The organism is Sphingomonas psychrotolerans, from assembly GCF_002796605.1.
In the GTDB taxonomy this organism is placed as follows: Bacteria; Pseudomonadota; Alphaproteobacteria; order Sphingomonadales; family Sphingomonadaceae; genus Sphingomonas; species Sphingomonas psychrotolerans.
In genome coordinates, this window is sequence record NZ_CP024923.1 from 3,312,011 (window position 1) to 3,338,614 (window position 26,604).

General features: G+C 65.7%; 31 protein-coding genes. 12 read left to right on the forward strand and 19 right to left on the reverse strand.

Annotated elements, in window-relative coordinates; all coding sequences use genetic code 11:
- Positions 1-40 precede the first annotated feature (40 nt).
- The gene (locus CVN68_RS14930) at positions 41-2,173 is read left to right on the forward strand and encodes a transglycosylase domain-containing protein (protein WP_100282902.1); all 2,133 of its coding nucleotides are present in this window, start codon (positions 41-43) and stop codon (positions 2,171-2,173) included.
- Positions 2,174-2,179: 6 nt separating this feature from the next.
- Here CVN68_RS14930 and CVN68_RS14935 read toward each other — a convergent pair whose 3' ends face one another.
- From CVN68_RS14935 to CVN68_RS14945, 3 genes are read right to left on the reverse strand one after another with little or no spacing between them, the layout of a single operon-like run.
- On the reverse strand, positions 2,180-2,869 hold the full coding sequence (locus CVN68_RS14935) for a M48 family metallopeptidase (RefSeq protein WP_100282903.1): 690 nt from the start codon (positions 2,867-2,869) through the stop codon (positions 2,180-2,182).
- The gene (locus tag CVN68_RS14940) at positions 2,866-3,300 is read right to left on the reverse strand and encodes a YcgN family cysteine cluster protein (RefSeq protein ID WP_199560090.1); all 435 of its coding nucleotides are present in this window, start codon (positions 3,298-3,300) and stop codon (positions 2,866-2,868) included. The genes CVN68_RS14935 and CVN68_RS14940 overlap by 4 nt, the downstream gene beginning before the upstream one ends.
- A complete protein-coding gene (locus tag CVN68_RS14945) occupies positions 3,297-3,899 on the reverse strand; it encodes an SCO family protein (protein WP_100282905.1) in 603 nt (200 codons plus the stop codon). The genes CVN68_RS14940 and CVN68_RS14945 overlap by 4 nt, the downstream gene beginning before the upstream one ends.
- Positions 3,900-3,954: 55 nt before the next feature.
- On the opposite strand from CVN68_RS14945, the gene CVN68_RS14950 reads away from it, so the two are divergent.
- On the forward strand, positions 3,955-4,563 hold the full coding sequence (locus CVN68_RS14950; protein WP_100282906.1) for an ankyrin repeat domain-containing protein: 609 nt from the start codon (positions 3,955-3,957) through the stop codon (positions 4,561-4,563).
- 4 nt (positions 4,564-4,567) lie between these two features.
- Here CVN68_RS14950 and CVN68_RS14955 read toward each other — a convergent pair whose 3' ends face one another.
- The 11 genes from CVN68_RS14955 to CVN68_RS15005 form a co-directional block, all read right to left on the reverse strand.
- Entirely contained in the window at positions 4,568-5,050 is a 483-nt protein-coding gene (locus tag CVN68_RS14955) for an MmcB family DNA repair protein (RefSeq protein ID WP_100282907.1), read from the reverse strand.
- A 49-nt stretch (positions 5,051-5,099) separates the two neighbouring features.
- Entirely contained in the window at positions 5,100-5,657 is a 558-nt protein-coding gene (locus CVN68_RS14960; RefSeq protein ID WP_233503372.1) for a cell wall hydrolase, read from the reverse strand.
- Positions 5,658-5,901: 244 nt separating this feature from the next.
- Positions 5,902-6,240, reverse strand: coding sequence for a DUF1491 family protein (locus CVN68_RS14965; RefSeq protein ID WP_233503373.1), 339 nt, complete (start codon positions 6,238-6,240; stop codon positions 5,902-5,904).
- The gene (locus tag CVN68_RS14970; RefSeq protein ID WP_100282909.1) at positions 6,240-6,737 is read right to left on the reverse strand and encodes a PaaI family thioesterase; all 498 of its coding nucleotides are present in this window, start codon (positions 6,735-6,737) and stop codon (positions 6,240-6,242) included. Before CVN68_RS14970 ends, CVN68_RS14965 begins: the two co-directional genes overlap by 1 nt.
- A complete protein-coding gene (locus CVN68_RS14975) occupies positions 6,688-7,155 on the reverse strand; it encodes a PTS sugar transporter subunit IIA (RefSeq protein ID WP_100282910.1) in 468 nt (155 codons plus the stop codon). The genes CVN68_RS14970 and CVN68_RS14975 overlap by 50 nt, the downstream gene beginning before the upstream one ends.
- 40 nt (positions 7,156-7,195) lie before the next feature.
- A complete protein-coding gene (gene hpf / locus CVN68_RS14980) occupies positions 7,196-7,783 on the reverse strand; it encodes a ribosome hibernation-promoting factor, HPF/YfiA family (RefSeq protein WP_100282911.1) in 588 nt (195 codons plus the stop codon).
- Positions 7,784-7,840: 57 nt separating this feature from the next.
- Positions 7,841-8,533 (reverse strand): DNA polymerase III subunit epsilon, encoded by a 693-nt coding sequence (gene dnaQ / locus CVN68_RS14985; RefSeq protein ID WP_100282912.1) that lies wholly within the window; start codon positions 8,531-8,533, stop codon positions 7,841-7,843.
- 6 nt (positions 8,534-8,539) lie between these two features.
- The gene (coaE, locus tag CVN68_RS14990) at positions 8,540-9,133 is read right to left on the reverse strand and encodes a dephospho-CoA kinase (protein ID WP_100282913.1); all 594 of its coding nucleotides are present in this window, start codon (positions 9,131-9,133) and stop codon (positions 8,540-8,542) included.
- Positions 9,130-9,939, reverse strand: coding sequence for a shikimate dehydrogenase (gene aroE / locus CVN68_RS14995; protein ID WP_100282914.1), 810 nt, complete (start codon positions 9,937-9,939; stop codon positions 9,130-9,132). Before aroE ends, coaE begins: the two co-directional genes overlap by 4 nt.
- Complete coding sequence (locus CVN68_RS15000; protein WP_100282915.1) at positions 9,936-10,532, reverse strand: Maf family protein; 597 nt, start codon at positions 10,530-10,532, stop codon at positions 9,936-9,938. Before CVN68_RS15000 ends, aroE begins: the two co-directional genes overlap by 4 nt.
- Positions 10,529-11,350 carry a pyruvate, water dikinase regulatory protein gene (locus CVN68_RS15005; protein ID WP_199560092.1) on the reverse strand — a complete coding sequence of 274 codons (822 nt, stop codon included), beginning with the start codon at positions 11,348-11,350 and terminating at the stop codon, positions 10,529-10,531. The genes CVN68_RS15000 and CVN68_RS15005 overlap by 4 nt, the downstream gene beginning before the upstream one ends.
- A 378-nt stretch (positions 11,351-11,728) precedes the next feature.
- On the opposite strand from CVN68_RS15005, the gene hemE reads away from it, so the two are divergent.
- The 4 genes from hemE to CVN68_RS15025 all read left to right on the forward strand — a co-directional run bounded on the left by hemE (position 11,729) and on the right by CVN68_RS15025 (position 15,475).
- Positions 11,729-12,691: a uroporphyrinogen decarboxylase gene (gene hemE / locus CVN68_RS15010; RefSeq protein WP_407695510.1), complete on the forward strand. Its 963-nt coding sequence runs from the start codon at positions 11,729-11,731 to the stop codon at positions 12,689-12,691.
- Positions 12,688-13,140, forward strand: a complete 453-nt coding sequence (locus CVN68_RS15015; RefSeq protein WP_100282917.1) for a CopD family protein — start codon at positions 12,688-12,690, stop codon at positions 13,138-13,140. The genes hemE and CVN68_RS15015 overlap by 4 nt, the downstream gene beginning before the upstream one ends.
- Positions 13,141-13,340: 200 nt before the next feature.
- Positions 13,341-14,597 carry a transcription termination factor Rho gene (rho, locus tag CVN68_RS15020; RefSeq protein WP_100282918.1) on the forward strand — a complete coding sequence of 419 codons (1,257 nt, stop codon included), beginning with the start codon at positions 13,341-13,343 and terminating at the stop codon, positions 14,595-14,597.
- A gap of 155 nt (positions 14,598-14,752) precedes the next feature.
- Positions 14,753-15,475, forward strand: a complete 723-nt coding sequence (locus CVN68_RS15025; RefSeq protein ID WP_100282919.1) for a TerC family protein — start codon at positions 14,753-14,755, stop codon at positions 15,473-15,475.
- Positions 15,476-15,532: 57 nt separating this feature from the next.
- Here the strand turns inward: CVN68_RS15025 and CVN68_RS15030 are convergent, their stop codons facing one another.
- Both CVN68_RS15030 and CVN68_RS15035 read right to left on the reverse strand, forming a co-directional pair.
- Positions 15,533-16,225 carry a dienelactone hydrolase family protein gene (locus tag CVN68_RS15030; RefSeq protein WP_100282920.1) on the reverse strand — a complete coding sequence of 231 codons (693 nt, stop codon included), beginning with the start codon at positions 16,223-16,225 and terminating at the stop codon, positions 15,533-15,535.
- Positions 16,222-16,701 (reverse strand): methylated-DNA--[protein]-cysteine S-methyltransferase, encoded by a 480-nt coding sequence (locus CVN68_RS15035; protein WP_100282921.1) that lies wholly within the window; start codon positions 16,699-16,701, stop codon positions 16,222-16,224. Before CVN68_RS15035 ends, CVN68_RS15030 begins: the two co-directional genes overlap by 4 nt.
- 47 nt (positions 16,702-16,748) lie before the next feature.
- Here CVN68_RS15035 and CVN68_RS15040 point away from each other — a divergent pair, with 47 nt between their 5' ends.
- The 6 genes from CVN68_RS15040 to CVN68_RS15065 are packed head-to-tail and all read left to right on the forward strand — an operon-like array spanning position 16,749 to position 22,445.
- Positions 16,749-16,976 (forward strand): DUF6489 family protein, encoded by a 228-nt coding sequence (locus tag CVN68_RS15040; protein ID WP_100284436.1) that lies wholly within the window; start codon positions 16,749-16,751, stop codon positions 16,974-16,976.
- A 1-nt stretch (position 16,977) separates the two neighbouring features.
- Positions 16,978-18,264 (forward strand): tRNA uridine-5-carboxymethylaminomethyl(34) synthesis GTPase MnmE, encoded by a 1,287-nt coding sequence (gene mnmE / locus CVN68_RS15045; RefSeq protein WP_100282922.1) that lies wholly within the window; start codon positions 16,978-16,980, stop codon positions 18,262-18,264.
- Positions 18,265-18,320: 56 nt separating this feature from the next.
- Positions 18,321-20,153 (forward strand): tRNA uridine-5-carboxymethylaminomethyl(34) synthesis enzyme MnmG, encoded by a 1,833-nt coding sequence (mnmG, locus tag CVN68_RS15050; RefSeq protein WP_100282923.1) that lies wholly within the window; start codon positions 18,321-18,323, stop codon positions 20,151-20,153.
- Positions 20,150-20,776: a 16S rRNA (guanine(527)-N(7))-methyltransferase RsmG gene (gene rsmG, locus CVN68_RS15055; protein ID WP_100282924.1), complete on the forward strand. Its 627-nt coding sequence runs from the start codon at positions 20,150-20,152 to the stop codon at positions 20,774-20,776. The genes mnmG and rsmG overlap by 4 nt, the downstream gene beginning before the upstream one ends.
- Complete coding sequence (locus tag CVN68_RS15060) at positions 20,773-21,558, forward strand: ParA family protein (protein WP_100282925.1); 786 nt, start codon at positions 20,773-20,775, stop codon at positions 21,556-21,558. The genes rsmG and CVN68_RS15060 overlap by 4 nt, the downstream gene beginning before the upstream one ends.
- Positions 21,555-22,445, forward strand: coding sequence for a ParB/RepB/Spo0J family partition protein (locus CVN68_RS15065; protein ID WP_100282926.1), 891 nt, complete (start codon positions 21,555-21,557; stop codon positions 22,443-22,445). Before CVN68_RS15060 ends, CVN68_RS15065 begins: the two co-directional genes overlap by 4 nt.
- An 85-nt stretch (positions 22,446-22,530) precedes the next feature.
- On the opposite strand, the gene holA is transcribed toward CVN68_RS15065, so the two are convergent.
- The 3 genes from holA to leuS are packed head-to-tail and all read right to left on the reverse strand — an operon-like array spanning position 22,531 to position 26,596.
- Positions 22,531-23,547: a DNA polymerase III subunit delta gene (gene holA, locus CVN68_RS15070; protein WP_100282927.1), complete on the reverse strand. Its 1,017-nt coding sequence runs from the start codon at positions 23,545-23,547 to the stop codon at positions 22,531-22,533.
- Positions 23,544-24,077, reverse strand: coding sequence for an LPS assembly lipoprotein LptE (gene lptE, locus CVN68_RS15075; protein WP_100282928.1), 534 nt, complete (start codon positions 24,075-24,077; stop codon positions 23,544-23,546). The genes holA and lptE overlap by 4 nt, the downstream gene beginning before the upstream one ends.
- Positions 24,074-26,596: a leucine--tRNA ligase gene (leuS, locus tag CVN68_RS15080; protein ID WP_100282929.1), complete on the reverse strand. Its 2,523-nt coding sequence runs from the start codon at positions 26,594-26,596 to the stop codon at positions 24,074-24,076. Before leuS ends, lptE begins: the two co-directional genes overlap by 4 nt.
- Positions 26,597-26,604 lie beyond the last annotated feature (8 nt).

A 26,604-nucleotide genomic window follows, 5' to 3' on the forward strand; every position in this document is an offset into this window, starting at 1 on the left:
TCTTGTGAGCCGCCGGTTTAGGGCTTAACCACCGCTTCCGATGGCTTCCAGAAAACCGCAAACACCCGCCCGCAAATCCTGGTGGCGCACCGGCTCGGCCTGGAAGCGGATCGCATTATGGACCCTGATCGCCGGCGTCGGCGTCGGGCTGATTGCCATGGTGGCGCTGCTGACCGCCGTCTATTCGACGCGTTCGTCGCTCCCGAGCTATGACGAGCTCAAATCCTCGCCCAACGGCCAGATGGTCCGCGTCCACGCCGCCGACAGCACCGTTCTGGTCTCGCTCGGGCCGAGTTACGGCGAGTGGATCAAATACGACCAGATTCCGCAGGTGATGAAGGACGCGATCATCGCCGTCGAGGATCGCCGGTTCGAGAGCCATTGGGGGGTTGATCCGCTGGGGCTCGCGCGCGCGGTGCGCACCGGCATCGCCAATCGCGGGACCGGACGCCGCCTGCAAGGCGCCTCGACGATCACCCAGCAGGTCGCGCGCACAATCTTCCTGTCGAACAAATATGATTTCGGACGGAAGATGCGCGAGGCGGTGCTCGCACTGGCGATGGAGCGCAAATTCTCCAAGGATCAGATCCTCGAACTCTATCTCAACAAGGTCTATTTCGGTGGCGGCGCGTACGGAATCGACGCCGCGTCCCGGAAGTTCTTCGGGCATCCGGCGAGCAGTCTAAGCCTCGCCGAAGCCGCAGTGATCGCCGGCCTCGTCAAGGCGCCGTCGCATTATTCGCCGACCGCTGACGCCGAGGCTGCGGTGAGCCGCGCCAGCGTCGTGCTCGGCGTGATGGCCGAGACCGGAAAGATCAGCCAGGCGACCGCCGCGGCGACCGATCCGCGCACGGTCAAGCTCGCCCCTGAGCCGCGCCAGAACAGCGTGCGCTATTTCACCGACTGGGCACTCCCCCAGCTCGAGACGCTGATCGACGAGACCGAGGCGCCGCTCGAAGTGTGGACGACGCTTGATCTGGGCATGCAGCGCGCCGCCGACGAAGCGATCCGCAAGAACGCACCCGGCGATGCACAGGGCGCGCTCGTCAGCCTCGATCGCGACGGCGCTGTGCGGGCGATGGTCGGCGGTAAGGACTATGTCGCCTCGATCTACAATCGCGCCACGCAGGCCGTCCGCCAACCGGGATCCGCGTTCAAGCTGTTCGTCTATCTCTCCGCGCTCGAGGCCGGGCACAAGGTCGACGATATCGTCGTCGACGAGCCGGTGACGATCAACGGCTGGAGCCCCCGCAACAATTCGGGGCGCAATTCTGGCCAGATCACGATCCGCACCGCCTTCACCTATTCGATCAACACGATCGCGGCGAAGCTGGGCCAGGAAGTCGGCTTCGGCACCGTCGCCGACATGGCGCGGCGCTTCGGCATCACCACGCCGATCAACACCCAGCCGGCGATGGTGCTCGGCACTTCGAACGTCCGGCTGATCGACATGACCCGCGCCTTCGCCTCGGTGGGGCAGAAGGGCGTCGCGGTCACGCCTTACGGCATTACCCGCGTCACTGCGAACGGCAACGTGATCTACCAGCACGAAGTAGATACCAGCCATGTGCTGGTCGCCCCCTATGTCGCGGCGCAGATGACCGACCTGCTCCAGACCGCCGTCGCCACCGGCACCGGGCGCGCGGCGCAGATCGGCCGGCCGGTCGCCGGCAAGACCGGCACCACCAGTTCGAACAAGGACGGCTGGTTTATCGGCTTTTCGAGCGGACTGACCACCGGGGTATGGATGGGTCGCGACGACGCCAAGGTCGTCCCGGGGCTGCAGGGCGGCACCGCACCGGCGCGCGCTTTTGCGGCCTTCATGACCAAGGCGGTGGCTAAACGCCCGGTCGAGCAGTTCGAGACGCAGGTCACCCTGCCCGAATGGCAGCTCGAGCCCGAGGACAATGCCTATTATACCGCGCCCGATAACGGGATGTTCGTCGACGCCGATGGCAATCCGCTGTCTGAGGAGCGGCAGCCGCGCAGCGACGATAGCGAGGAAGGTGCGCAGGGGGACGAGCAGCTCGATCAGGACTGGATCGATCGGATGACGGGCAATCGCCCGCCGGCGCCGCAGCCCGATCCCGGCCGCGCCCCGCCGCCCCGCGACGCCGCCCGCCAGCCGCCGCAGGATCGCGCGCCTCCGCGGGAAAATCCGGAGGGGTTTTAACGGCGTTCAGGCCGTTGGCGCCTCGTTCCCACGTCCCACCCAGTGCAGCGCTGCGCCGTTGCGCCGCAGCCAATGCCGCGCCGGTGTCGGATCGGCTTCGAACAGCGTCTGGACCAGCCGGTGGAAGACCGGCGAATGGTTCATGTGGATGCGGTGGGCCACTTCATGCGCCACCGTCGCGCGGCGCACGAAATCCGGCGCGAGGATCAGCCGCCAGCTATAGCGGATCGCCCCCGAGGATGCGCAGCTCCCCCAGCGGCCACGCGGATCGCCGATCGACACGCGAGTCACGCTCACCCCGGCCCGCTCGGCATATTCGGCAGTCTCTGCGCTGAGCACACGCAGCGCTTCGGCACGCAGCCAGCGCTCGATGCGGCGTTCGAGCCCTTCGCGCGGACCGCCGCAGATCAGTCTTTCGCCCTCCCGCCGCGGCACGCGCGGGGCTGTCGGCACATAATCGATTTCTATGTCGCACCCGCCAAAGGGAAAACGCGCGCCGGGAGCCAGAGGCAGACTGCCCGGGAGCCGGGCCTGCTGCGTCGCGATCCATCCGCGCTGCTCCTCGGCCCAGGCCAATCCCTTCTTGATCGACGCGCGCGGCGGCAACGTCAGCCGCACCTTGCCGTCGCGGGGATCGACGGCGAGGCGCATCCGGCGGGCGCGGGCGTGGCGGACGATTTCGATCGCCCCCGTCACAGCTCCCGGTCCACCAGATGATGCTCGAAATCGCCGGCATCGTCCTCGGATATCGTCCAGCCGCGAGTCGACTGACCGGCAGTGTGCACCGACTCGGGATCGCCGCTCACCAGATAGTGCCAGTCGGGAAGCTGCTCGCCCGCGGCGCGCAACCGATAGGCGCAGGTCGAGGGGAGCCATTCGATCCCCGCGACATTGTTCGTGTTGAGCCGGACGCATTCGCTGACATAGGCATGGCGGTGGCGATAATCGCTGCACCGCCCCATCCGCCGATCGAGCAGCCGGCAGGCGACGTTGGTCGCGTGCAGTTCGCCGGTGTCTTCGTCCTCGAGCTTGTGCACGCAGCATTTGCCGCAACCGTCGCACAACGCCTCCCATTGGGCGCGATCGAGCTTGTCGAGCGGGGTATCTTCCCAGAAGCGGCCGCTCATCTTGCCCAATGCTGCACTTGCTCGGCGATCGCCGCGCCGTCCTTGTCGATCGGCAGCGAAGCGATCGGCTCGCCATTGGGTCCCATCAGGAAGGCGACCGCGAGATGATCGACCATGTAGCCGCCGCCGGGGCCGGCCGGCTGCTTCTTGAAATAGACCGCATAGCTTTTGGCGGCCGCCGCGATCGCCTGCGGGCTGCCGGTGAGGCCGACGATGCGCGGGTGGAAATTGGCCACGAATTGCTTGACGACCGCGGGCGTATCGCGCTCCGGATCGACGGTGATGAAGATCGGCACGACCTTCTGCGCGACGCGCGGCGCCTGCTCGTCGAGCAGTTTCATCGCCTGGCCGATCTTGGCCATGTCGGTCGGGCAGACGTCGGGGCAATAGGTGTAGCCGAAATAGACGATGCGGTAGCGGCCGGCGAAATCGCTGTCGCGCACCGCCTTGCCGTCTTGATCGACGAGCGCGAACGGACCGCCGATCCGCGCACCGGCGAGCGGGGGCGCCTCGGCCTTGCCGGCACCGCAACCGGCGAGCGGAGCAGCGGCGAGCAGCGCGAGGGCTGGAAACATCCTGTACATGGTGCACGCAGCCATGATCTGTTAGGCGGGCGCTTGCAAGAACGGGGTTCAGCCAGGGGTCAGCCGTATCATGGGTTTTCGTGTGTTCCGCGTAGCCGCCGTCGCCGCATTGGCGATCAGCGCCATGCCCGCCGCAGCGCAGCAGTTTTCGGACGGTTATGAATTCCTCAAGGCGATCCGGGATTCCGACGGCGCCAAGGTCAACAAATTCCTGCTCGATCGTTCGCTGCGCATCGTCAACACCAAGGAGCGCAGCAGCGGCGAGGGCGCGCTGCACATCGTCGCCAAGCGCTCGGACGCCCTCTATCTGCGGGTGCTGCTTCAGGCCGACGACGTCAATCCGAACCTGCAGGACGCACGCGGCAACACCGCATTGATCTTCGCCATCGCGCAGAATTGGAGCGAGGGCGTCGGCATCCTGATCAAATATCGCGCCAACGTGAACCTCGCCAACACCGCGGGCGAGACGCCGCTGATCCGCGCCGTGCAGATGCACAATGTCGAGATCGTCCGCCAGTTGCTCGACGCCAGGGCCGATCCCGATCGCGCCGATTTCGGCAGCGGCAAATCCGCGCGCGATTATGCCCGCGAGAACACGCGCTACCCGGCAATCGCAAAGCTGCTCGCCGCCGCGCCGAAGCCCGGCCAGAAAGCCGGGGCGCCGGGTCCGACGCGCTGACCGGTCAGAAGACCTGCTCAGCCTCCGGGTCGAGCAGGTGGGTGACGCGCCGCGCCGCGCGGCGGGCGAAGGCGAGGGTACATTTCTTCCGCGTCGCGCTGGCGAGCGGCACCGTCGCCGCTTCGCGCACCACCGCCGCATCGTAGCGATCGGCGACGATCAGACCCGCGCGCGCAGGCAGGAAACCCTCCTGTTCGAACGGCCTCAGGTCGAACCCCTGCGGCACCGCCCAGAAGAAGCGATCGCAATGCGCGAGATAGTCGGTCCATTTGGCGTCGCCGAGCAGATCGGCGCGCGACACCTTGATCTCGACGATCACGATGTTGCCGCGCGAATCGAGCGCCATCAGATCGGCACGCCGGCCGCCGTCTAGCGGCACTTCGGCAATCGTCGCGATATCGTGACGGAGCAGCATCCGCGTCACGCCGCGGGCGACGTCGCTCGCCACCAAGGGCGCGTCGGATGACAAAACAGCCGGGGAGGTCATCCCCGGCTGTTAGAACATTCAGCGAACACGGGGAAGCCCCGCATCGGCATCAGCGATAGAAAACGTGATTGCCGACGGTGGCGACGCGCGGCCGGTTCCAGCTCGGCTTCACATAGCGTGCATGGAAATATAGCGCGTTCGCGGCAGGGCTGTCCCACAAATCCTTCTGCGCGACCTTGGCTACCGCGAGCGCCTTGCGCCACTGGGCATTGGCCGGCGGAGTCGGCAGCTTGCCGCCACGGACGAACGAGAACTGGCCGCGCTGGGTGATCACCGAGCAGATCGACTTGGGAAAGCGGCCGGATTGCGTGCGATTGATGATTACGTCGGCGACGGCGAGCTGGCCCGCGAGCGGCTCGCTCTTCGCTTCGTAATAGACACCGACCGCGAGGCAGTTGAGTTCGCTATCGGCACCGGCGCCGCCCTCGTGCGCGGCAACCGCGGCGGAGAGAGAGGCGAAATCCTGATCTTCCTGGAGTGCGGCCTGCGGAAGCGGCTGCACGATCTCGCCGTCCTGCTTCAGGACCGGCTGCGCCACGATCATGGGCGCGGGAACCACATGGTGTTCCTGGGTGTTGACTGCCTGAACCTGGGCCTCTTGGCTCACCAGACTGGCGTCGAGCGTGGCGGCATTCGCAAGTGCGCCAGCGCAAAAAGTCACAGCCGCGAAAGTCGCGGCGCGTGGCATGAACTTCATCAAACTTCGATACTATGCGGTGGTGTGCAGCCAGCCCCGTCATATCCATGGGCTGCCGGACGTCCCCCCGACTGCGTAACCGCCCGGTTTCACACCCCGACCGACACAACGCTATTGAACGAATGCCGCCAATGGCCCGCGCGCACGTTCTGAGTCAACTAAGGTTCATCGTTTCAGCGGCGAAGCGTTCGGCGTCTGCGATATCCAGTTCGATCACCCACAAATCGCAGTCGAAACCGCGGCGGCGCTGCCAATAGTCGCTGACTGCCCCCTCATTCGCAATATCTTGTGGTCCCGAAGGGATCAGCGCGGGGACGCCCTGGGGGCCCAAGCCCCGTTCGAAGAAGCGCGGATTCGTGCCTTTGTGGTACGTCACCAACAAGATGCCCCCGGAGGTTTCATCGCCTTTTGCGAGGACCATCGCCGAGCCGCCCTGCTGATCCGCGCGGCGGACCAGTGCGCTCACCAGCATCGCGCTGGTCAGCCGTGCCATCAAGCCGCCCGATAGCCAGGGAGCGAGGCGAGCGGAATTCGCGAGCGCATGAACGTACCCGTCCCGCGCGCTGCCTCCTCGCCGCTTGCATCGATCAGCCGCGCCTCGGCGACGAATACCCGGCGCTGGCCGCTCACCCAGCGCCCTTCTGCGATCACCGGACCCTCACCCAACGGTTTGGTGAACAGCAGATTGAACGCCGTGGTCAGCAGGAAGCGATCGGTGACGAGGCTGTTCGCGGCATAGAAAGCGGCGTCGTCGAGCATCTTGAAATAGCTGGTGCCATGCGCCGCGCCCGCTGCGTGGAAATAGCGCGAGTCGATCTGGAAACGGATCCGCGCGACTCCGCCCTCGGCGATTTCCAGCGTCGATTCGAACAGCCGATTGATCGGCGCCGCGGCATAGAGCGACTCGAGCGCACGGAAATGCGCCGCTGCGCCGCGGGGTTCAGGCGGCGTCACGCGTCTCCACGCCGGCGAGCAATGCGAACAGCGCATCGGGCGACCCTGCGCCGCGCAGCTTGGCCGCGAAATTGCGGTCGCGCAGTTTGCGCGACACGCAAGCGAGCGCCTTGAGATGTTCGGCCCCGGCGCCGACCGGCGAGAGCAGCATGAAGACGAGATCCACCGGCAGATCGTCGATCGCGGCGAAATCGACCGGGTGATCGAGCCGGACGAACACCCCTGCGACACGCTTCAGCCCTTCGAGCTTGCCGTGCGGAATCGCGATTCCGCTGCCAAAGCCGGTCGAGCCGAGCTTCTCACGTTCGGCCAGCCGCTCGGTCACCAATTTCGCGTCGACGCCATAAGCGCGCGCCGCGGCGGTGCCGAGCTGCTGGAACAGAGTCTTCTTGTTTGCCGCACCCAGGCCGGCGAGCACGGCCTCGGGCGTCAGCAAATCGCTGAGTTCGGTCATCGCCTGTCCAAAAACAATCGCCCCCAAGGGCGATGCCCCCCTAGGCCTGTGCGCGGTTGGGCTCAACCCATCCGATCGTCCCGTCGCCGCGGCGATAGACCATGTTGTGCGCGCCCGTCGCAGTGTTGCGGAACAGCAGGGCATTGGTGTGGCGCAGATCGAGCATCATCACTGCGTCCGAAACCGTCGCCTCGGGCACGTCGACACGCGTTTCGGCGATGATCAGCGGCGCTTCGGCAGGCTCTTCCTCCTCGGCCGGCTCCTCGAACAAGGTATAGCCGGCATTGTCATAGGCACCGTTCTCGGCGAGCGCAGTGATCGCGCCGGTCTGCCGGTCCTTGAGCCGGCGGGTATAGCGGCGAAGCTGCTTGTCGATCCGGTCGGCCGCGCCATCGAACGCGCCATTGGCCTCCATCCCTTTATTGGCCGCCTTGAGCACGAGACCCTGCATCACGTGCATGACGATGTCGCAGGTAAAGCCATTGTCGTGCGGACCCTTGCCGAAGGTCACTTGCGAGGAGATCGCCCGCGAGAAATATTTGTCAGCGACACCCTGGAGCCGTTCGGTGACCAGCGTCTTGAGCGCATCGCCCGTTTCGACCTGATGGCCAGAGACTCGGATATCCATGATGTTACCTCCGCTTCAATATGAGGCCGCCCGTCTGCGCCGATGGCCGGATCCGGATCAACCGGATGCGGCCAGGGCCCAGAGCGGGTCCTCCAATCCATGGACAAAGGCTGCGTGGCGCTCAAGTTCCACAGCCGATGCCGCAAAATGCCGCGCGGGCCGCACATGGATGCGCGTCGGCGCCTCCGCGGGGCTCTCGCGCATCACCGGCGCGTCGACCGCGAGGCCGAGCGTGATCTGCCTGCCGCCGGTCAGTTCGACATAGACCTGCGCCAACAACTGCGCGTCGAGCAGCGCGCCGTGCAATTGGCGTGCGCTGAGATCGATACCGTAGCGCACGCACAAAGCGTCGAGCGTGTGCTTGGCGCCCGGGTGCCTGACCCGCGCAATCGCCAGCGTATCGACCATCCGGCTGGTGCAGATCGTCGGCCGGCCGCAGCGGCCGAGCTCGCCGTTCAAGAACGAGAAATCGAACCCGGCATTATGCGCAACCAAAGGGCAATCGCCGAGAAATTCGATCAGATCCTCGACGACGTCGTGGAACAACGGCTTGTCCGACAAGAAGCGTGCGCTCAGCCCGTGGACGCGCTCAGCCTCAGCCGGCATGTCGCGTTGCGGGTTGATATATTGGTGGAAATGCTTGCCGGTCGGCACCCGGTTGAGCATCTCGATACAGCCGATCTCGACCAGCCGGTCTCCGCCCGCGAAGCTGAGCCCCGTCGTTTCGGTATCGAACACGATTTCGCGCATATCGCCTTATCGACCCACGGAGCCGGCGAGGCAAGTGAGGACCTTACGAACCTTTGCGCGAGTCTCCTCCAGCGGCCCGTCGGTGGAAATCACGAAATCGGCGCGGGCGCGCTTTTCCGGATCGGGGAGCTGACGTGCGAGGATCGCCTCGAATCGCTCGACGCTCATCCCCGGACGACCGAGCACGCGCGCGCGCTGAACCTCGGGCGGCGCCGAGACGACGAGGATCTTGTCGACCCTGGCCCAGCCGCCGGCCTCGAACAACAAAGGCACGTCGAGCACCACCACGGGCGCATTCGCGTGCGCCTGCAGGAACGCATCGCGTTCGCGGGCGACGGCGGGGTGAACCAAGGCCTCGAGCCGGGCGAACGCCTCCTCGTCGCCGAATACCGCCTCGCGCAGCGCAGTGCGGTCGACGCCCTGGTCACCGGTGGTGTCGGGAAACGCCGCCTCGATCGCTGCGACGAGCGCGCCGCCCGGACCCTGCAGCCGATGGACGGTCTCGTCGGCGTCGAATACCGGAACGCCTTCCTCGGCGAACATCTCGGCGACAGTCGATTTGCCCATGCCGATCGACCCGGTGAGGCCGACGGTAATCATCGCGTCAGCAGCGCGCGTAATTCGTCGTCGCGGTCGCGGGGCGGTTCGGCCCCGAAGAACAGTTCGAACGCCAGCGCCGCCTGGGCGATCAGCATGTCGAGCCCATCGACCGTATCGAGTTCGCGGTCGCGCGCCTGCGCGAGCAAGGGCGTTTCGAGGGGAGTGTAGACGATGTCGTAAACGACGGCCTCCACGGGCAAGGGCGACAGGTCGAGATCGAGCGGCGGTTGTCCGACCATGCCGAGCGCACTGGCATTGACCAGCAGGTCGGCGGGGGGCAGCGGATTGCCCAGCGGCACCGCGTCGCCCTTGATCCCGAAGCTCGACAGCAAGGCGGCCGCCTTGAGAACATTGCGGTTGAGAATGGTGACGCGGCCGATTCCCACCCTCGAAAGCGCGAACAGGATCGCGCGGGCGCCGCCGCCGGCGCCGATCACCACAGCGTGCCGACCCTCGAGATCGAGTCCCGCGATCGGAGCATAGAAGCCACCGGCATCGGTATTGGTGCCGACCAGCACGCCATCCTCGGCGCGGACCACGGTGTTGATCGCGCCGATCGAGCCGCGCACATCGCCGCGGTCCGCGACATGATCGAGCGCCGCCTGCTTGTGGGGGATCGTGATGTTGCACCCGCGCCAGGCTGAGTCGGCCCGGCGCGATTCGAAATAGCCCACCAATGCGTCAGGGGCGACGCGCATCGCGCGATATTCGGCGTCGATCCCCAGCGCCTTCAACCAAAAGCCGTGGATCAGCGGCGATTTCGAATGCGCGATCGGATCACCGATGACTTCGGCATAGGCCGTCATGACGTCAAAACTCCCCGCACGCGCAGATAATCGAGCAACGGCAGCATCGGCATGCCGAGGATGGTGAAATGGCTTCCCTCGGTGCGGCTGAACAGCTGCACGCCCGGCCCTTCCATCCGATAGCAGCCGACACAGCCACCGATCGCCGGCCATTCGCGATCCAGATAGTCGGCGATGAAATCCTCCGACAACCGCCGCACATGCATCCGGGCGCGATCGACATGCCGCCAGACTGCATGCCCGCCCTCGGCAATCACCGCGGCGCTGTAGAGATCGTGGTGCCGTCCCGACATCATCCGGAGATGCCCGGCGGCATCCTCGCGGCTCACCGGCTTGTCGAGCAAGGTGCCATCATCAAGCGCCACCACCGAATCGCAGCCGAGCACCAGCGCCCCTGGCGCCAGCCGGGAGACCTTGAGCGCCTTCAATTCGGCGAGTGCGTCGGATAGATCGCGTGCGGAAATGCCGCCCGCGACCAGCGATTCCTTCGCGGTCGCTTCGTCGACCTGTGCGGCCACAGCCTCATGAGCCACGCCTGCGGCATCGAGCATTGCCCGCCGCGAGGCGCTTTGCGAAGCGAGAACCAGATTCATGCGTCGCGCGCCTGCAGATTGCGCTCATTGCAGAGCTGGATGATCGCCGCGGCGGTCTCCTCGATCGATCGCCGCGTCACGTCGATCACCGGCCAGCCATTATCGGCGAACATACGGCGCGCAAAAGCGATCTCGCGCTGCACTGACTCCTGGTCGACATAGCTCGTTTCGGGGCTCTGATTGAGCGACAACAGCCGGTTTCGGCGGATCTGGACCAGCCGATCGGCGCTGGTGGTCAGTCCGACGACCAGCGGATGCTTGAGCTTGTAGAGTTCGGGCGGAGGTGGAGACTCGACCACGATCGGGATATTGGCGGTCTTGTAGCCGCGATTGGCCAGATAGATCGACGTCGGCGTCTTCGACGAACGCGACACGCCCGCAAGAACGATATCGCATTCCTCCCAATCGTCGGCGCCGATGCCGTCATCATGCGCGATCGTGAACTGGATCGCTTCGACACGCGCGAAATAGGCGGCATCGAGGGTGTGTTGCCGACCCGGGCGCGCCTTGGCTTCCTGACCGAGCAGGCCCGACAAGGCATGGCTGACCGGATCGAGCGGCGCGATCGCCGGCAACCCCATCGCCCGGCAGCGGCTCTCCAGGGTGCGACGGACATCGGCGTTGACCAGAGTGAAGATCACCAGTCCGGGATTCTGTGCGATCTCCTGCAGGATCCGCTCGAGATGCGCCTCGCTGCGCACCATCGGCCAGAAATGCCGCAGCGTCTCGACATCGTCGAACTGGGCGAGCGCCGCCTTGGCGATATTTTCCAGCGTCTCGCCGGTGGAATCGGAAAGGAGGTGGAGATGGAGGCGCATCAGCCCGTGCGTGAATCTGTGGAGAACATGCCGGACAGCCGCTAGCGCAACCACGCGCGGCGGCCAAGCGCGGCGAAACCGGGGAATCGCCGCAGCTTCATCCACAACCCCGTCCCCAGGCTCCCTGGCCGGCCCACAGGCTGTGGAAAGCGGGGAGTGCGAGTCCGAATCCGGGGCGCGCCGCGGGGCGGACAGAGTCAATCTGTTGGCAATTTCCGGGCAAGTGCCTAAGCCCCGGCTTCCACGCCCCTACTATCTCCAACAACCCTTAGATTCTTATCTTATAGTATTAGGATAGAGGCCCTGAACTCCCCGTCCCCCAAGCCTCTGCTCGCGACTCTGAAGGGCGAGAAGCAGCCAATCCCACCGATCTGGCTGATGCGTCAGGCCGGACGGTATCTCCCCGAATATCGGGCGCTTCGTGAAGAGAAAGGCGGCTTTCTCGCGCTGGCGATGGACAGCGATGCCGCGGCCGAGATCACACTTCAGCCGATCCATCGCTTCGGCATGGACGGCGCGATCCTGTTCTCCGACATTCTGGTGGTGCCGATGGCGCTGGGGCAGGATCTGTGGTTCGAAACCGGCGAAGGTCCGCGGCTGGCGCCTACCGTCCAGGCACGCGACGTGCTGGAGGGCCTTCAGGCGACGCCTGAGGTGCTCGAGCCGGTCTTTGGCACCATCCGCAGGGTCGCGGCGCAATTGCCCCCCCAGACCAGCTTCCTCGGCTTTGCCGGCAGTCCGTGGACCGTTGCGACCTATATGATCGCCGGACAGGGCAGTCGCGAGCAAGCCGAAGCGCGCCGCCTCGCTTATCGCGATCCCGCACTGATGCAGACGCTGGTCGATCGCATCGCCGATTGCACGATCGATTATCTGCTCGGTCAGATTGCGGCCGGGGTTGAGGCGGTGCAGTTGTTCGACAGCTGGTCGGGGAGCCTTTCCCCTGCGCAGTTCGAGCAATGGGTAATCGCGCCCACCGCGCGGATCGTGGCGGCGCTCCACCAGCGGGCGCCCCATGTCCCGGTGATCGGATTCCCCAAGGGCGCCGGCGGAAAGCTCCCCGCTTATGCCCGTGAGACGGGAGTCGATGCGATCGGGGTCGACGAGACGGTCGACCCGGACTGGGCCCATGCCTCCTTGCCCGGGGACCTGCCGGTGCAAGGCAATCTCGACCCGCTCGCGTTGATCGCGGGAGGCACGACGCTCGATACGGCTATCGACCGTATTCTCGCCGCTTTTGCCGAGCGCCCCCATGTGTTCAATCTCGGCCACGGGATTTTGCCCGACACACCGATCGCGCATGTCGAGCAATTGCTGACGCGGGTACGGAGGGGACGATGACGGGCTGGCTGGGCAGTGCCTATCTATGGGTGAAGGCGTTCCACATTGTTTTCGTGATCTTCTGGATGGCCGGACTGTTTCTGCTGCCGCGCTATCTGGTCCATCACCAGGAGGCGCTTGGCACGCCCGAGGCAGCGGCGTGGGAGAAGCGCGAGACGCTGCTCCGCCGGATGATCCTCGAGCCGTCGATAGGAATCGTCTGGCTGCTGGGCCTCGCACTCGCGCTCAATATCGGGCTGCTCGACGGTCAGCCGGGGCTCGGCTGGCTCCACGCCAAATTGCTCTTCGTGCTGGCGCTGAGCGGCTATCACGGCTGGGCGATCGGCTATTCGAAGAAACTGGTGACGGGCGAGGGCGCGATCCCGTCGCGGAGGCTGCGCCTGCTGGGCGAGGTGCCGGCGCTGGCGGTGGTCTTCATTGTCGTGCTCGCAGTAGTCAAACCGTTCTAATTTTGCGGCGTCTCCGCGCTTTCCGCAATTTTCCTGCGCGCGAATCGGTGCGATGCCCGTTGACTTGAGAGAGACCCACACCTAATTCGCAAATCAGGCCGGATGCTCATCGAGCGACGGTTCCTTCCTCCCAGCATCGCCCATCGTGCGCATCCGCCGACCGACGCTCCCCCAATAGCTTCCCAGCATTCGGACTCCCCATGCATCTCAAGGAACTCAAGAAGACCCCGCCAGCAGAACTGGTCTCGATGGCCGAGGAGCTCGGCGTCGAGAGCGCGTCGACGCTGCGCAAGCAGGATCTGCTGTTCGCGATCCTCAAGGCCCAGGCCGAGAATGGCGAGCAGATCATGGGCGAAGGCACGATCGAAGTGCTGCCCGACGGATTTGGCTTCCTGCGCAGCCCGCAGGCCAATTATCTCGCCGGCCCCGACGACATCTATGTCTCGCCCAATCAGGTCCGCAAATTCGGCTTGCGCACCGGCGACACCGTCGAAGGCGAGATCCGTGGCCCCAAGGACGGCGAGCGCTATTTCGCGCTGACCCGGCTCGTCTCGGTCAATTTCGACGATCCGGAAGCCGTCCGCCATCGGGTCAATTTCGACAATCTCACCCCGCTCTATCCCGAGAGCAAGCTGACGCTCGACACGCTCGACCCGACGATCAAGGACAAGTCGGCCCGCGTGATCGACATCGTCGCGCCGCAGGGCAAGGGCCAGCGCGCGCTCATCGTCGCGCCGCCGCGGGTGGGTAAGACGGTTCTGCTCCAGAACATCGCCCGCGCGATCACCGAGAACCACCCCGAGGTGTTCCTCATCGTGCTGCTCATCGACGAGCGCCCCGAGGAAGTTACCGACATGCAGCGCAGCGTGAAGGGCGAAGTGATCTCCTCGACCTTCGACGAACCCGCCCAGCGCCACGTCCAGGTCTCCGAGATGGTGATCGAGAAGGCAAAGCGCCTTGTCGAGCACAAGAAGGACGTGGTGATCCTGCTCGATTCGATCACGCGTCTGGGCCGTGCCTACAACACCGTGGTGCCGAGCTCGGGCAAGGTGCTGACCGGCGGTGTCGACGCGAACGCCCTGCAGCGCCCGAAGCGCTTCTTCGGTGCCGCACGCAACATCGAGGAGGGCGGATCGCTCTCGATCATCGCAACTGCGCTGATCGACACCGGCAGCCGCATGGACGAAGTCATCTTCGAAGAGTTCAAGGGCACCGGCAATTCGGAAATCGTCCTTGACCGCAAAGTCGCCGACAAGCGCATCTTCCCGGCGCTCGACGTCGGCAAATCGGGCACCCGCAAGGAGGAGCTGCTCGTCGACAAGGCCAAGCTCACCAAGATGTGGGTGCTGCGTCGCATCCTGATGCAGATGGGCACGATCGACGCGATGGAATTCCTGCTCGACAAGATGAAGGACTCGAAGACCAACGAGGACTTCTTCGATTCGATGAATCAGTAATTCTGCGTCACCCCGGCCTTGTGCCGGGGTCCACCGCGCAGCTTGCCGAAGAGCAGGCGCCTCCCGTCCGTCGCATGCGGCACGTGGATCCCGGCACTTCGGCCGTGATGACGTGTTTTGGTTGCCTGTTCGCCAACCGCCGCTAGGAGGTGCCCATGCTTGATCTGATCTTCAGCGCCGCGGTGTCCGGCATCGGCTCCCCCGCGGAAATCTGGCACCATATCATTGCCGATTTCTCGAACCTCGGCGATCCGGCGCGGCTCGCCGCATTCGGATCGGTGCTGATGATCGATCTGGTGCTGGCCGGCGACAATGCGATCGTCGTCGGCGCGCTGGCTGCCGGCCTCCCTGCCGAACAGCGCAAGAAGGTCATCCTGATCGGCATCGGCGCGGCGCTTGTCCTGCGCATCGCGTTCGCATTGGTCGTCAGCTGGCTGATGGGCATCGTCGGATTGATCTTCGCGGGCGGACTGTTGCTGCTCTGGGTGAGCTGGAAATTCTGGCGTGAGATTCGCCATGCCGGCGAGAGCCACGGCTCGGATGAAATCCACGGCGACGAGCATTCGGGTGTCCGCTCGGCGAGGAGCTTCGCGGGTGCCGCTTGGGCAGTCGCCATCGCCGACGTGTCGATGAGCCTCGACAATGTCCTCGCGGTCGCCGGCGCGGCGCGCGAGCATCCCGGCATCCTTGTCGTCGGGCTGTTGCTCTCGGTCGCGCTGATGGGTCTCGCCGCCAACTTTATTGCCAAATTGATCGATCGCTATCGCTGGATCGCCTATTTCGGCCTCGCGGTGATCGTCTTCGTAGCGGGCAAGATGATCTACGAAGGCTGGGTGGGCAATCACCAGACGCCGGGGATCATCAGCTTCTTCGCCTGAGGCCGCGGCGCCGCAAACCAGGTGTCGCCCCCCTCCTGCCGGGGTGACTGAGGTCAGCTAGCCGATATGCTCGGCGAAGAACGCCGCGGTCCGCTCGTCCGCCAGCTGCGCCGCCGCTTCCGACCGCCGCTTGCCCATCTCCGCTGCGAAGCCGTGATCCTCACCGGGATAGTCGAACAGCGTCACCTTGGGGTGATCGTCGAGGCCCGCATGCATTTTGGCTTGCACGTCCGGCGTGACGAAATGGTCGGCGCCGGCGATGTGGAGCAGCACCGGGTTGGCGATCGCATGCTTCTCGCCGAGCAGATTGTCGATTCCGACGCCATAATAGCCGACCGTCGCGTCCGAATCGGTCCGCGTCGCGCACATGAAGGCGAGCCGGCCGCCGAGACAATAGCCGACTACTCCGACCTTGCCCCCGCCCGCACGCTTGCGCGCCGCTTTGATCGTCGCCTCGAGATCTTCGATGCCCTTATTCTGGTCGAACTGGTTCATCCAGCGCAAGGCCTGTTGCATTTGCTCGGGCACGTCGGGATCGAGCTCGATTCCCGGCTGCAGCCGCCAAAACAGGTCGGGCGCGAAGGCGAGATAGCCCTGCGCCGCCCAATCGTCGCATTTCTTGCGGATCCCCGGATTCAGGCCGAAAATCTCCTGGATCACCACGATCGTGCCGCGGGAGACGCCCTCGGGTTTGGCGACATAAGCATCGAAGCTGCCGCTGTGGTCGCTCGCATCGATGAGCACCGTCATAACAGGGTTCCTCTCACATGCCGGCGCTCATGCTCGAGCAGCCAGGATTTGGTCTTGGGTCCGTCGCCTGCCGAATAGGCGCCGAGCGTACCGCCACTGCCGAGCACCCGGTGGCAGGGGACGACGATCGGAAAGGGGTTGCGCGCGCAGAGCTGGCCGATCGCGCGCGGGCTTGATCCCAGCGTCCGGGCGAGTGCGCCATAGCTCAGCATCTCGCCATAGCCGACTGCGATCAGCCCCGCGCGCAGCGCCTCGCCGCGCGGGGTGCCTGCCGGGGTTAGCGGCAGGTCGAAGGTTTCGCGCTGCTTGGCGAACCATTGCTCGAGCTGCTCCGCGGCAGCGCGAACCGCGGCGGCGGCGGCCTTGACGGGCGCACCGGCGTCGCCGATCCGGATCGCCGTCAGCACTTCGTCGTCACCCTCGAGCCGGATGGTGCCGATGGGCGTTGCGATCAGGGCGTGGTCGCGCGCATACATAGCCCCAGACTAGCAGCCGCTCCGCGGCCGGCGCAACGGAGATGGGCATGAAGATCAATGTCGAAGTCGATTGCACACCCGAAGAGGCGCGCCGCGCAATGGGGCTTCCAGACCTGTCGCCGGTGCACGATCGCTATGTCCAGATGATGGTGGAAGCCGTTGATAAACAAGGAACACCCGAGGGGATGGCGGATATGATCCGCAATTGGGGGCCGATGGGCGAAGGGGCGATGAGCTTCTGGCGGACGATGTTCGAGAGCGGCAACAAAAGCTGAGATGGACACGATCTTCGCGGTGTCGAGCGGGGCACCGCCCGCCGCCATCGCCGTGCTGCGGCTGAGCGGTCCCCGTGCCTTCGATGCCGCCGAGCTGCTGGCAGGCACGCTGCCCGAGCCGCGCCGGGCGGGACTTCGGGCGCTGCACGACGCCACCGGGGAATTGCTCGACCGCGCGCTCGTCCTCACCTTTCCCGGCCCGCGCAGCGCGAGCGGAGAGGATCTTGTCGAGCTGCATCTTCACGGCGGCCGCGCAGTGGTGCGCGCGGTCGAAACCGCGCTCGGCGCGATCGACGGGCTGCGGCCGGCTGAGCCGGGCGAGTTCACGCGCCGGGCGCTGCTCAACGGCCGGCTCGATCTCAGCGAGGCCGAAGGGCTGGGCGATTTGCTGATGGCCGAGACCGAAGCGCAGCGCCGCGTGGCGGTGCGCGCCGCGGAGGGAGGCGTGCGTCGCGAAGTCGAGGGCTGGACAGAGCGGTTGTTGCAGCTCGCCGCGCAAGTCGAGGCGCAGCTTGATCATAGCGACGAGGACGACGTCGCGGGAGCAGCCGACTCGCTTGCCGGGATTCGGGCGGCGACAGCCGAACTTGCCAGAGACATTGGCTACGTCACCGCCCGGCCGCCGGTCGAGCGGCTCCGTGACGGGCTACGCGTGGTTCTCGCTGGCCCGCCCAATGCCGGCAAGTCTACCTTGCTCAACGCGATGGTCGGGCGCGAGGCGGCGATCGTCTCGGCGATCGCCGGCACGACGCGCGACCGGATCGAAGCGCCGGTGGTGCGCGAGGGTGTTGCCTGGCTGCTGATCGACACCGCCGGGCTGGCGGAACAGACCGCCGATCCAATCGAAGCGATCGGGATCGATCGCGCACGCGCCGCACTGGAGGAAGCCGATGTGCTATTGTGGCTCGGCGACGATGCCCCGCCGCCGCATCCCGTGACTTTGTGGCTCCATGCTCGCGCCGATCTCCCCGGGCGTGCAGGACCAGCTGGGCGGGACCTGGCGGTCTCCGCTACTACCGGTGCGGGACTTGGCGCGCTTTGGGCGAGGCTCGGCGCATTGGCGGTCGCGCTGTTGCCGCCGCTCGACCTGCTCGCCCTCAATCGCAGGCAGCGCGAACTAGCGCAAATCGCAAGGGAGGCTCTGGATTGTGCTGCACTGCAACAAGACCCGTTGTTGCTTGCCGAAGAACTTCGTGCCGCGCGCGGTGCGTTCGACGCAATCACGGGAAGGGCAGATGTCGAGGCGATGCTAGACGCGCTCTTCGCCCGATTCTGCATCGGCAAATAGACTGTTCCACGTGGAACGCTTTTGACGCGGCGCCCGCAACACAGTAGCGAGCCGGAATGCAGTTCGATGTAATCGTCATCGGCGCGGGCCATGCCGGCACCGAGGCCGCGTCCGCGTCCGCGCGTCGCGGCGCGCGCACCGCGTTGCTCAGCTTCGATCTGACCAAGCTCGGAGCTATGTCGTGCAATCCGGCGATCGGCGGATTGGGCAAGGGGCATCTCGTCCGCGAAGTGGATGCGTTCGACGGCCTCATAGCGCGTGCGGCTGATGCCGCCGGCGTTCACTACCGAATGCTCAATCGCAGCAAGGGCACTGCGGTCCAGGGTCCGCGCGTCCAGGCGGATCGCATGCGCTATGCTGCAGCGATTCAGGCGATGCTGGGGACGCAGCCGGATCTGGCACTGGTCGAGGGTGAAGCCGACGCGCTCGAACTTGCCGGCGGGAAGATCACCGGGGTCCGGCTTTCCAATGGAACGTTGCTTGAAGCAAAGGCCGTGGTGCTCGCCACCGGGACTTTTCTCGGCGGCCGGATCTTCCGTGGCGAAGAACGTGAGACGGGTGGCCGCATCGGTGAAGCGGCGGCGACTCGTCTCGCAGAGCAATTGCGTGGGCTCGCTTTACCGATGGCCAGACTCAAGACCGGCACACCGCCGCGGCTTGATGGCCGGACGATCGATTGGTCGCGGATCGAGGGGCAGGCTTCGGACGAGGTGTTGTGGACGATGTCGCCGATGACGGCGTGCCGTGTGCTCCCGCAGCTCCATTGCGGGATTACGCGCACTACCAATGCGACTCACGATGCGATCCGCGCCGGCCTTGATCGATCGCCGCTGTTCACCGGAGCGATCGACGCGCAAGGGCCGCGGTACTGCCCGTCGATCGAGGACAAGATCCATCGCTTCGGTGATCGCGACGGCCATCAGATCTTCCTTGAGCCCGAGGGGCTCGACACCCACCTCATTTACCCCAACGGGATGTCGACATCGCTTCCCGTCGACATCCAGCGGGCGATGGTCACGTCGATTCCGGGGCTCGAGCGCGCGGTTATCGTGACTCCGGGCTATGCGGTGGAATATGACTATATCGATCCGCGCGCGCTCGACTCGCTGCTGGCGCTGCCGGACATCCCCGGTCTCTATTTCGCCGGCCAGATCAATGGCACCACCGGCTATGAGGAAGCGGCAGGACAGGGGCTGGTCGCGGGCGCGAATGCGGCGGCTGGCGCCCGCGGATTGGAGCCCCTGATCCTCGATCGGGCTACCAGCTATCTGGGCGTCATGGTCGACGATCTGGTCCTGCAGGGCGTGACCGAGCCGTATCGAATGCTCACCGCGCGCGCCGAGTTCCGGTTGCGCCTGCGCGCCGACAACGCCGAAACTCGTCTCGGCGAGACGGCTGCGCAATTGGATCTTTTGCAACCCGAACGGATCGCCAGGCATGCGGCACGGACCGAAGCACGCGATCAGCTGGAGCAGCATTTCGCAGTGCCGCTGACTGCTTCAGCTGTGCACACCCGCGGTGCGCCAGTGGCGCTCGATGGCGCAAGGCGTTCGGCAAAGGAGTGGTTGCGCTTTCCGGGAGTCGAACTCGCGCATGTTTCGGAGCCGGTTGAAGCGGACCCACAGCTGCTCGCCGAGTTCGTCGAGGATGCGCGCTACGCGCCTTATCTGGAGCGGCAGGCCGCAGAGGTGGCGCAGCTCCGTGCGAACGATAATGTGCGTCTGGGCGCTGCGCTTGACTTCAACACGATCCCGGGCCTGTCAAATGAGATGGTCGAAAAATTGAACGCGGCCCGTCCCGAAACGCTCGGCGCCGCCTCGCGCCTCAGGGGGATCACCCCGGCCGCGCTGTCGGCGATCCTTCTTCATGCGCGCAAGTCTGCCGCATGACGGAAGATGACGCGCGCACTTGGATCGACGATAGCTTCGGTGTTTCACGTGGAACGCTTCTGGCCCGCTACGCCGAACTGCTGATCGCCGAAGCGCCCCGTCAAAACCTGGTTGCCGCCTCTACGCTCGACGCCCTCTGGTCTCGGCATTTCGTCGATTCGGCCCAACTCATTCCGCTCGCAGCCGACGCCCCACGTGGAACGTGGCTTGATGTCGGCAGCGGTGCCGGGCTTCCCGGGATCGTCGTCGGGATCTTGCTCGACGACCGTCCGATAGTGCTGTGCGAACCGCGATCCCGGCGTGTCGCATTCCTCGAGCAGGTCATAGCGGCGCTGGACCTCAAGTCGCGCATCACTGTGCAGCGATCGATGATCGAGAGCTACCATCCCCCCGAACCGGTTGCGGTGGTTTCGGCGCGTGCGGTAGCGGCCCTGCCGGCGTTGCTGCAATCCACAGCACATTGCACCGGTTTGTCCACAATCTGGGTGCTTCCAAAGGGGCAGAAGGCGCACTCGGAGGTAGTAGCCGCGCGCCGGAAATGGCAAGGTGTGTTCCACGTGGAACCAAGCATCACCCAGCCGGAATCCGGCATCGTGGTAGCCCGAGGGGTGCGACCCAAATGATCTGCATAGCAATCGCCAATCAGAAGGGTGGGGTGGGGAAGACCACCACTGCAATCAATGTCGGCACCGCGCTCGCGGCGACCGGCATGCGTGTTCTGTTGCTCGACCTCGACCCCCAAGGAAATGCCTCGACCGGGCTAGGCATCGGCCGCGCCGAACGTGACCAGCATTCGACCTATGATTTGCTCGTCGGCAACGCCAGCGTTGACGAGGTGGCGATGCCTACCAAGGTGCCCCGGCTCGACATCGTGCCGGCGACGCAGGATCTATCGGGTGCCGAGATCGAACTGATTGAGTTCGAAGCCCGCACCCATCGCCTCGACGCTGCGCTCGCGCGCCACGCGGCCGCGCGCTGGGACGTGGTATTGATCGATTGCCCGCCGTCGCTCGGGCTGCTCACGATCAATGCGATGGTCGCGGCGCATGCGCTGCTCGTCCCGCTCCAGTGCGAATTCTTCGCGCTCGAAGGACTGAGCCAGTTGCTCAGCACGATCGACCGCATCCGCAGCCGCTTCAATCCTGGCCTGTCGATCCTCGGCGTCGCGCTCACCATGTACGACCGCCGCAACCGCCTGACCGATCAGGTTGCCGACGATGTCCGCGCGGTGCTCGGCAAGGTCGTGTTCGATACGGTGATTCCGCGCAACGTCCGCCTCTCGGAAGCGCCCAGCCACGGGATGCCCGCGTTGATCTACGATTATCGCTGCGCCGGTTCGGAGGCCTATATCGCCCTCGCCCGCGAAGTGATCGAGCGCTTGCCCAAGCTCAGGAAAGCCGCATGACCGATCCTGGCCCCCGCAAACACGGCCTCGGCCGCGGCCTCAGCGCGTTGCTCGGGGACAACGTCGCCGAAACGCCGGTGTCGGGCGATTCCGAGCGCGGCGGCGGCCAAGGCGTGCGGATGCTCCCGGTCAGTGCGATGGCGCCGCATCCGGGCCAGCCACGCCGGCATTTCGACGAGGCGGCGCTCAACGATCTCGCCGAGTCGATTGCGTCGCGCGGACTCATCCAGCCGATCGTCGTGCGCCCACATGGCCATAGCTATCAGATCGTCGCCGGCGAACGCCGCTGGCGTGCGGCGCAGCGCGCCAGACTCCACGAAGTTCCTGTCCTCGTCCGCGAACTGACCGACGCCGAGACGATGGAAATCGCGCTGGTCGAGAATATCCAGCGTGAGGACCTCAATGCGATCGAAGAAGCCGAGGCCTATGCCAAGCTGATTGGCGAGTTCGGTCACACCCAGGAAGCGCTGGCCAAGCTCGTCCACAAATCACGCAGTCATGTCGCCAACCTATTGAGATTGCTAGATCTTCCGCAGCCGGTTCGTGAATTGGTGGTCACCGGTGCGATCGAGATGGGACATGCCCGCGCGCTGATCGGCGCCCCCGATGCCGAACGTCTGGCGCGCACCGTGGCCGAGAAGGGCCTGTCGGTTCGCGAGACCGAGAAGCTCGCGCGCGAAGCCAAGCCGGGAACGCAGCGCAACAAGAGCGGGGAGGGGGCAAGCCGTAACGCCGACATCGCGGCACTCGAGCGGCAGTTGGGCGACGTACTCGGCCTCCACGTCAAGATTGCGCATGGCCCCAAGGGCGGCGCGCTGACTCTCGGCTACTCGACGCTCGACCAGCTCGATATGGTCTGCCAGCGGCTGACCGGCGAGCGAATCTGACGGCAGACCGTCATCCCGACGAAAGTCGGGATCTTCGTGCCGAAAAGACTGCCGAGATCCCGGCGTTCGCCGGTATGACGAAGGCTCAGCCCCGCGCCCGCGCCGCTGCTCTTGCGATCGCCGCGCACTCCGCGTCGGCCAATACTTCGCCGGCGGTTCCCGAATGCATCAGCGCGCGCTCGGTCTCGCGCACCCGCTGGATCGCGCGCGCGATCTGGGCCGCATTCCAGCGACGCAGCGCGCGCCCGGTCGCGGCCTTTTCGCGGAAGAAGATGCGGTGCTTTTCGAGCACTTCGTCGACGCTTGCGCCCCGATCCATGTCGCTGCGCAGCTCGGCCAAGGTCATCAGCCGACGCGACAGCTGGCGCATCAGCGGCACCGCGACGCCGTCGCCCAGTCCCGCAAGCTCGGCACCCACCTCTGCGACTCGCCCGTCGAGCACTGCATCGATCGCGTGGAACAGCTCGGTATCGCCGAGATCGGCGCCGATCGCATCGAGCGCGTCGCCATCGGCATCGCGCGGCCGCTCCGGCGCAGCGTCGAGATAGAGCGCGAGCTTCTCGATCTCGCGCGCGAGGATCGCCCGATCGCCGCCGGTCGCGCTCGCGAGCCGCTGAGGTACGTCGCCGGTCAGGCGCAGGCCGTGCTCGCGCGCTACGGTGGTCGCCAGTCGCGCCGCGTCGATCCCTTCGGGCACATAGCAGGCGAAGGCGAGGGCGGCGGGAGTGGCGATCGCCTGTTTGACCAGCTTGCCGCTCGCCTTGAGGCCTGGCCCGATCGCGATCACCGGGCTGCCCGTGCGCTCGGCGGCGAGCAGCAGCCCGATTGCCTCGGCGGCACTCTCCTCGATGCCCGAGAGCCGGATATAACGCGCCCCGCCGAACAGCGAGAGCGACGCCGCTTCGTCGGCCAGCCGCCCGGGCTGCTCACGAAGCGCCTTCATGTCGAGATCGACGCGTTCGGCGTCGGGCCCCAGCGCGCGCGCCAGCCGCGCGGCGAGCTCGGCCGCGCCGGCTTCGTCGGGCCCGTGGAACAGATAGAGCCGGATCGCAGGATCGGGCTTGTCGACGGCGGCGCGGATCTGTCCCGCGCTGGACTTCATTGGCCGGTGCTGCCCGCAGGAACTGCGGCGGTGGGTGCGGACGCTGGACCCGATTGGGCATAGCGCGCCACTCGCGCGACGATCTGATCGGCGACGATCCCCGAGAGCCGCTCGAGCGCGGTCTTCTCGGCCGCGATCGTCGCATATTCCGATCCGACCACGTCGATGCCGGCATCCGAACCGGCGGTCGCGTCGAGCACCACCGTGCCATTGGCGAGATCGACGAGCTGATAGCGCGCGCGTAGCGTCCGCCGCTCGCGCGCGACGCTGTCGTCGCGGCGCACGCCGAGCCCGACGGTCGAATCGTCTAGCTGAATCTCGAGCCGATAGCGCGGCGTCGTGTCGCCGCCGTGCAATCGGTCGCGCAGTGCGTTGGAGACGAGCCAGCCCGATTGGCCCTCGATCGGCGCGACCTGCACTGCGGCGAGCATGGTCTGCACCGATCCGCCGGCACCGCCGCCGTAAAGCGGCCGTAGCCCGCAGCCAGACAGCACAAGCGCCGCCACGCAGAGGAGCGTCACGGCCCTCATGCGACGATGTTCACCAGACGGTCGGGCACGACGATCACCTTTCTGGGCGGCTTCCCCTCGAGCGCACGAACGATCTTGTCGGCGGCGAGTGCCGCGGCTTCGACCCTATCCTTCGGCGCCCCCTTGGGCATTACCAGCGTATCGCGCAGCTTACCATTGACCTGCACCGCGATCGTGACTTCGTCGTCGACCAACAACGCCGGATCGACTTCGGGCCATGCCGCGTCGGCGATCAGCCCGTCCTGGCCCATCGCGGCCCAAGCCTCTTCGGCGATATGGGGCACCATCGGCGCGACGATCCGGATAATCGTGCGGATCGCGTTGGTCCGCGAGGCGGAGGGGGCGGCCTTCTCGACGGCGTTGACCAGCTCGTAGAGCCGCGCGACGGCCTTGTTGAAAGTCAGTGCCTCGATGTCGCCGGCGACGCCAGCGATCGTGCGGTGGAGCTTGCGGTCGAGATCCTTGTCCTCGCCTTGCGCATCTTCGAGCCCGTCGAACAACCGCCACAGCCGCTGGACGAAGCGCCACGCGCCCTCGATGCCGTTATCGCTCCATTCGAGGTCGCGCTCGGGAGGCGAGTCCGAGAGCATGAACCAGCGCACTGCGTCGGCGCCGTACTGGTCGACGATCGGCTCGGGATCGACGGTGTTCTTCTTTGTCTTCGACATCTTCTCAACGCGGCCGATCGTCACTTGTCGACCGGTGCTGCGCTCAAATACGCCTTCGGGCCGACGTTCGATGTCATCCGTCGATACCCAAGTCGGACCATGTCCCTCCGAAACGGGAGGGAACGAGTAAGTCTCGTGCGTCACCATCCCTTGGGTGAACAGCCCCGCGAACGGCTCGGCGACGTCGAGCTTGCCGATATGCTGGAGCGCGCGGGTAAAGAAGCGCGCATAGAGCAGATGCAGGATCGCATGCTCAACTCCGCCGATATACTGGCCGACCGGCAGCCATTGCTCGGCCACCGCCTTGTCGAACGGCTTGTCGGCCGGTTGGCTGGCGAAGCGTATGAAATACCACGAGGAATCGAAGAAGGTATCGAGCGTGTCGGTCTCGCGCCGCGCGGGTGCGTTGCATTTGGGACAGTTCACATGCTTCCACGTCGGGTGCCGGTCGAGCGGATTGCCGGGAATGTCGAAGCTGACATCCTCGGGCAGCACCACCGGCAACTGCTCGCGTGGCACGCCCACCGGTCCGCAGCTTTCGCAATGGACGATCGGGATCGGGGTGCCCCAGTAACGCTGGCGGCTGACGCCCCAGTCGCGCAGCCGCCATACGGTCGTGCCGGTGCCCCAGCCGCCCTGCTCGGCGCGCTGGATCACCGCGCGTTTGGCGTCGGTCACGTCCATCCCGTCGAGAAAGTGCGAATTCACCAACGTGCCGGGGCCGCTATACGCTTCGGTGTCGTGGAATTCGGGCGCGGTCTTGTCGCCTTCGGAGACGACGCGGCGGATCGGCAGCGCGTATTTCGTCGCGAATTCGAAATCGCGTTGGTCGTGGGCCGGCACGCCGAAGACGGCGCCGGTGCCATAGTCCATCAGCACGAAGTTCGCGATATAGACCGGCAATTCCCAAGCCGGATCAAAGGGATGCGTAGCGTGCAGCCCGGTGTCGAAACCCAGCTTCTCCTGTGTCTCCAGCTCGGCCGCGGTGGTGCCGCCCTGCTTGCAGCGCTCGATGAACGCGGCGATTTCGGGGTCGCCTTCGCCTAACCTCCGGGCAATCGGATGGTCGGCCGCGATCGCGACGAAGCTCGATCCGAAGATCGTGTCCGGGCGCGTGGTGAACACTTCGATTTCGCCGCCGTCGGTCAGCTTGAAGCGAAACTGCAGCCCCTCGGACTTGCCGATCCAGTTCTCCTGCATCAGCTTGACCTTGTCGGGCCAATGCTCGAGCCCGCGCACACCCTCGAGCAGCTCGTCGGCGAACTGGGTGATCTTCAGGAACCACTGGCTGAGCTTCTTGCGCTCGACCAGCGCGCCCGAGCGCCAGCCGCGCCCGTCGATCACTTGCTCGTTGGCGAGCACGGTCATGTCGACCGGATCCCAATTGACGGCCGATTCCTTGCGATAGACCAGCCCGCTCTCGAAGAAATCGAGGAAAATGGCTTGCTCGTGCCCGTAATAATCGGGCTCGCAAGTCGCCAGTTCGCGGGTCCAGTCGAGCGCGAAGCCGAGGCGCTTCAATTGCGCCTTCATCGTCGCGATGTTCTGGCGGGTCCAGTTGCCGGGATGGACTTTCTTTTCCATCGCGGCATTTTCGGCGGGCATGCCGAAGGCGTCCCAGCCCATCGGGTGGAGCACTTCCATGCCCTGCATCCGGCGAAACCGTGCGAGCACGTCGCCCATCGTATAGTTGCGGACATGCCCCATATGGATGCGCCCCGAGGGATAGGGGAACATCTCGAGCACGAAGCTCTTGGGCCTGGGGCTGTCGTCGCGCGCGGCGAAGGTGCGGCGCTCGTCCCAAACCTTCTGCCAGTGCGAATCGGACTTCAGCGCATTGAACCGCGACACGTACGAAA

Coding starts and splice junctions, on each gene's coding strand:
- CVN68_RS14955 (WP_100282907.1), bottom strand. CDS start 5,050: ATGACCTCCCCGGCTGTTTTGTCATCCGACGCGCCCTTGGTGGCGAGC.
- CVN68_RS14930 (WP_100282902.1), top strand. CDS start 41: ATGGCTTCCAGAAAACCGCAAACACCCGCCCGCAAATCCTGGTGGCGC.
- CVN68_RS15030 (WP_100282920.1), bottom strand. CDS start 16,225: ATGACGGTGCTCATCGATGCGAGCGACCACAGCGGCAGCTTCGATGCT.
- holA (WP_100282927.1), bottom strand. CDS start 23,547: ATGAAGTCCAGCGCGGGACAGATCCGCGCCGCCGTCGACAAGCCCGAT.
- CVN68_RS14965 (WP_233503373.1), bottom strand. CDS start 6,240: ATGGCACGGCTGACCAGCGCGATGCTGGTGAGCGCACTGGTCCGCCGC.
- CVN68_RS15060 (WP_100282925.1), top strand. CDS start 20,773: ATGATCTGCATAGCAATCGCCAATCAGAAGGGTGGGGTGGGGAAGACC.
- hpf (WP_100282911.1), bottom strand. CDS start 7,783: ATGGATATCCGAGTCTCTGGCCATCAGGTCGAAACGGGCGATGCGCTC.
- CVN68_RS15005 (WP_199560092.1), bottom strand. CDS start 11,350: ATGCGCCTCCATCTCCACCTCCTTTCCGATTCCACCGGCGAGACGCTG.
- aroE (WP_100282914.1), bottom strand. CDS start 9,939: ATGACGGCCTATGCCGAAGTCATCGGTGATCCGATCGCGCATTCGAAA.
- CVN68_RS15025 (WP_100282919.1), top strand. CDS start 14,753: ATGCTTGATCTGATCTTCAGCGCCGCGGTGTCCGGCATCGGCTCCCCC.
- CVN68_RS14940 (WP_199560090.1), bottom strand. CDS start 3,300: ATGAGCGGCCGCTTCTGGGAAGATACCCCGCTCGACAAGCTCGATCGC.
- CVN68_RS15035 (WP_100282921.1), bottom strand. CDS start 16,701: ATGTATGCGCGCGACCACGCCCTGATCGCAACGCCCATCGGCACCATC.
- CVN68_RS14950 (WP_100282906.1), top strand. CDS start 3,955: ATGGGTTTTCGTGTGTTCCGCGTAGCCGCCGTCGCCGCATTGGCGATC.
- coaE (WP_100282913.1), bottom strand. CDS start 9,133: ATGATTACCGTCGGCCTCACCGGGTCGATCGGCATGGGCAAATCGACT.
- dnaQ (WP_100282912.1), bottom strand. CDS start 8,533: ATGCGCGAAATCGTGTTCGATACCGAAACGACGGGGCTCAGCTTCGCG.
- hemE (WP_407695510.1), top strand. CDS start 11,729: ATGCGTCAGGCCGGACGGTATCTCCCCGAATATCGGGCGCTTCGTGAA.
- CVN68_RS15040 (WP_100284436.1), top strand. CDS start 16,749: ATGAAGATCAATGTCGAAGTCGATTGCACACCCGAAGAGGCGCGCCGC.
- mnmE (WP_100282922.1), top strand. CDS start 16,978: ATGGACACGATCTTCGCGGTGTCGAGCGGGGCACCGCCCGCCGCCATC.
- CVN68_RS14970 (WP_100282909.1), bottom strand. CDS start 6,737: ATGCGCTGTTCGCATTGCTCGCCGGCGTGGAGACGCGTGACGCCGCCT.
- CVN68_RS15065 (WP_100282926.1), top strand. CDS start 21,555: ATGACCGATCCTGGCCCCCGCAAACACGGCCTCGGCCGCGGCCTCAGC.
- CVN68_RS15015 (WP_100282917.1), top strand. CDS start 12,688: ATGACGGGCTGGCTGGGCAGTGCCTATCTATGGGTGAAGGCGTTCCAC.
- rsmG (WP_100282924.1), top strand. CDS start 20,150: ATGACGGAAGATGACGCGCGCACTTGGATCGACGATAGCTTCGGTGTT.
- CVN68_RS15000 (WP_100282915.1), bottom strand. CDS start 10,532: ATGAATCTGGTTCTCGCTTCGCAAAGCGCCTCGCGGCGGGCAATGCTC.
- mnmG (WP_100282923.1), top strand. CDS start 18,321: ATGCAGTTCGATGTAATCGTCATCGGCGCGGGCCATGCCGGCACCGAG.
- CVN68_RS14945 (WP_100282905.1), bottom strand. CDS start 3,899: ATGGCTGCGTGCACCATGTACAGGATGTTTCCAGCCCTCGCGCTGCTC.
- CVN68_RS14975 (WP_100282910.1), bottom strand. CDS start 7,155: ATGACCGAACTCAGCGATTTGCTGACGCCCGAGGCCGTGCTCGCCGGC.
- rho (WP_100282918.1), top strand. CDS start 13,341: ATGCATCTCAAGGAACTCAAGAAGACCCCGCCAGCAGAACTGGTCTCG.
- lptE (WP_100282928.1), bottom strand. CDS start 24,077: ATGAGGGCCGTGACGCTCCTCTGCGTGGCGGCGCTTGTGCTGTCTGGC.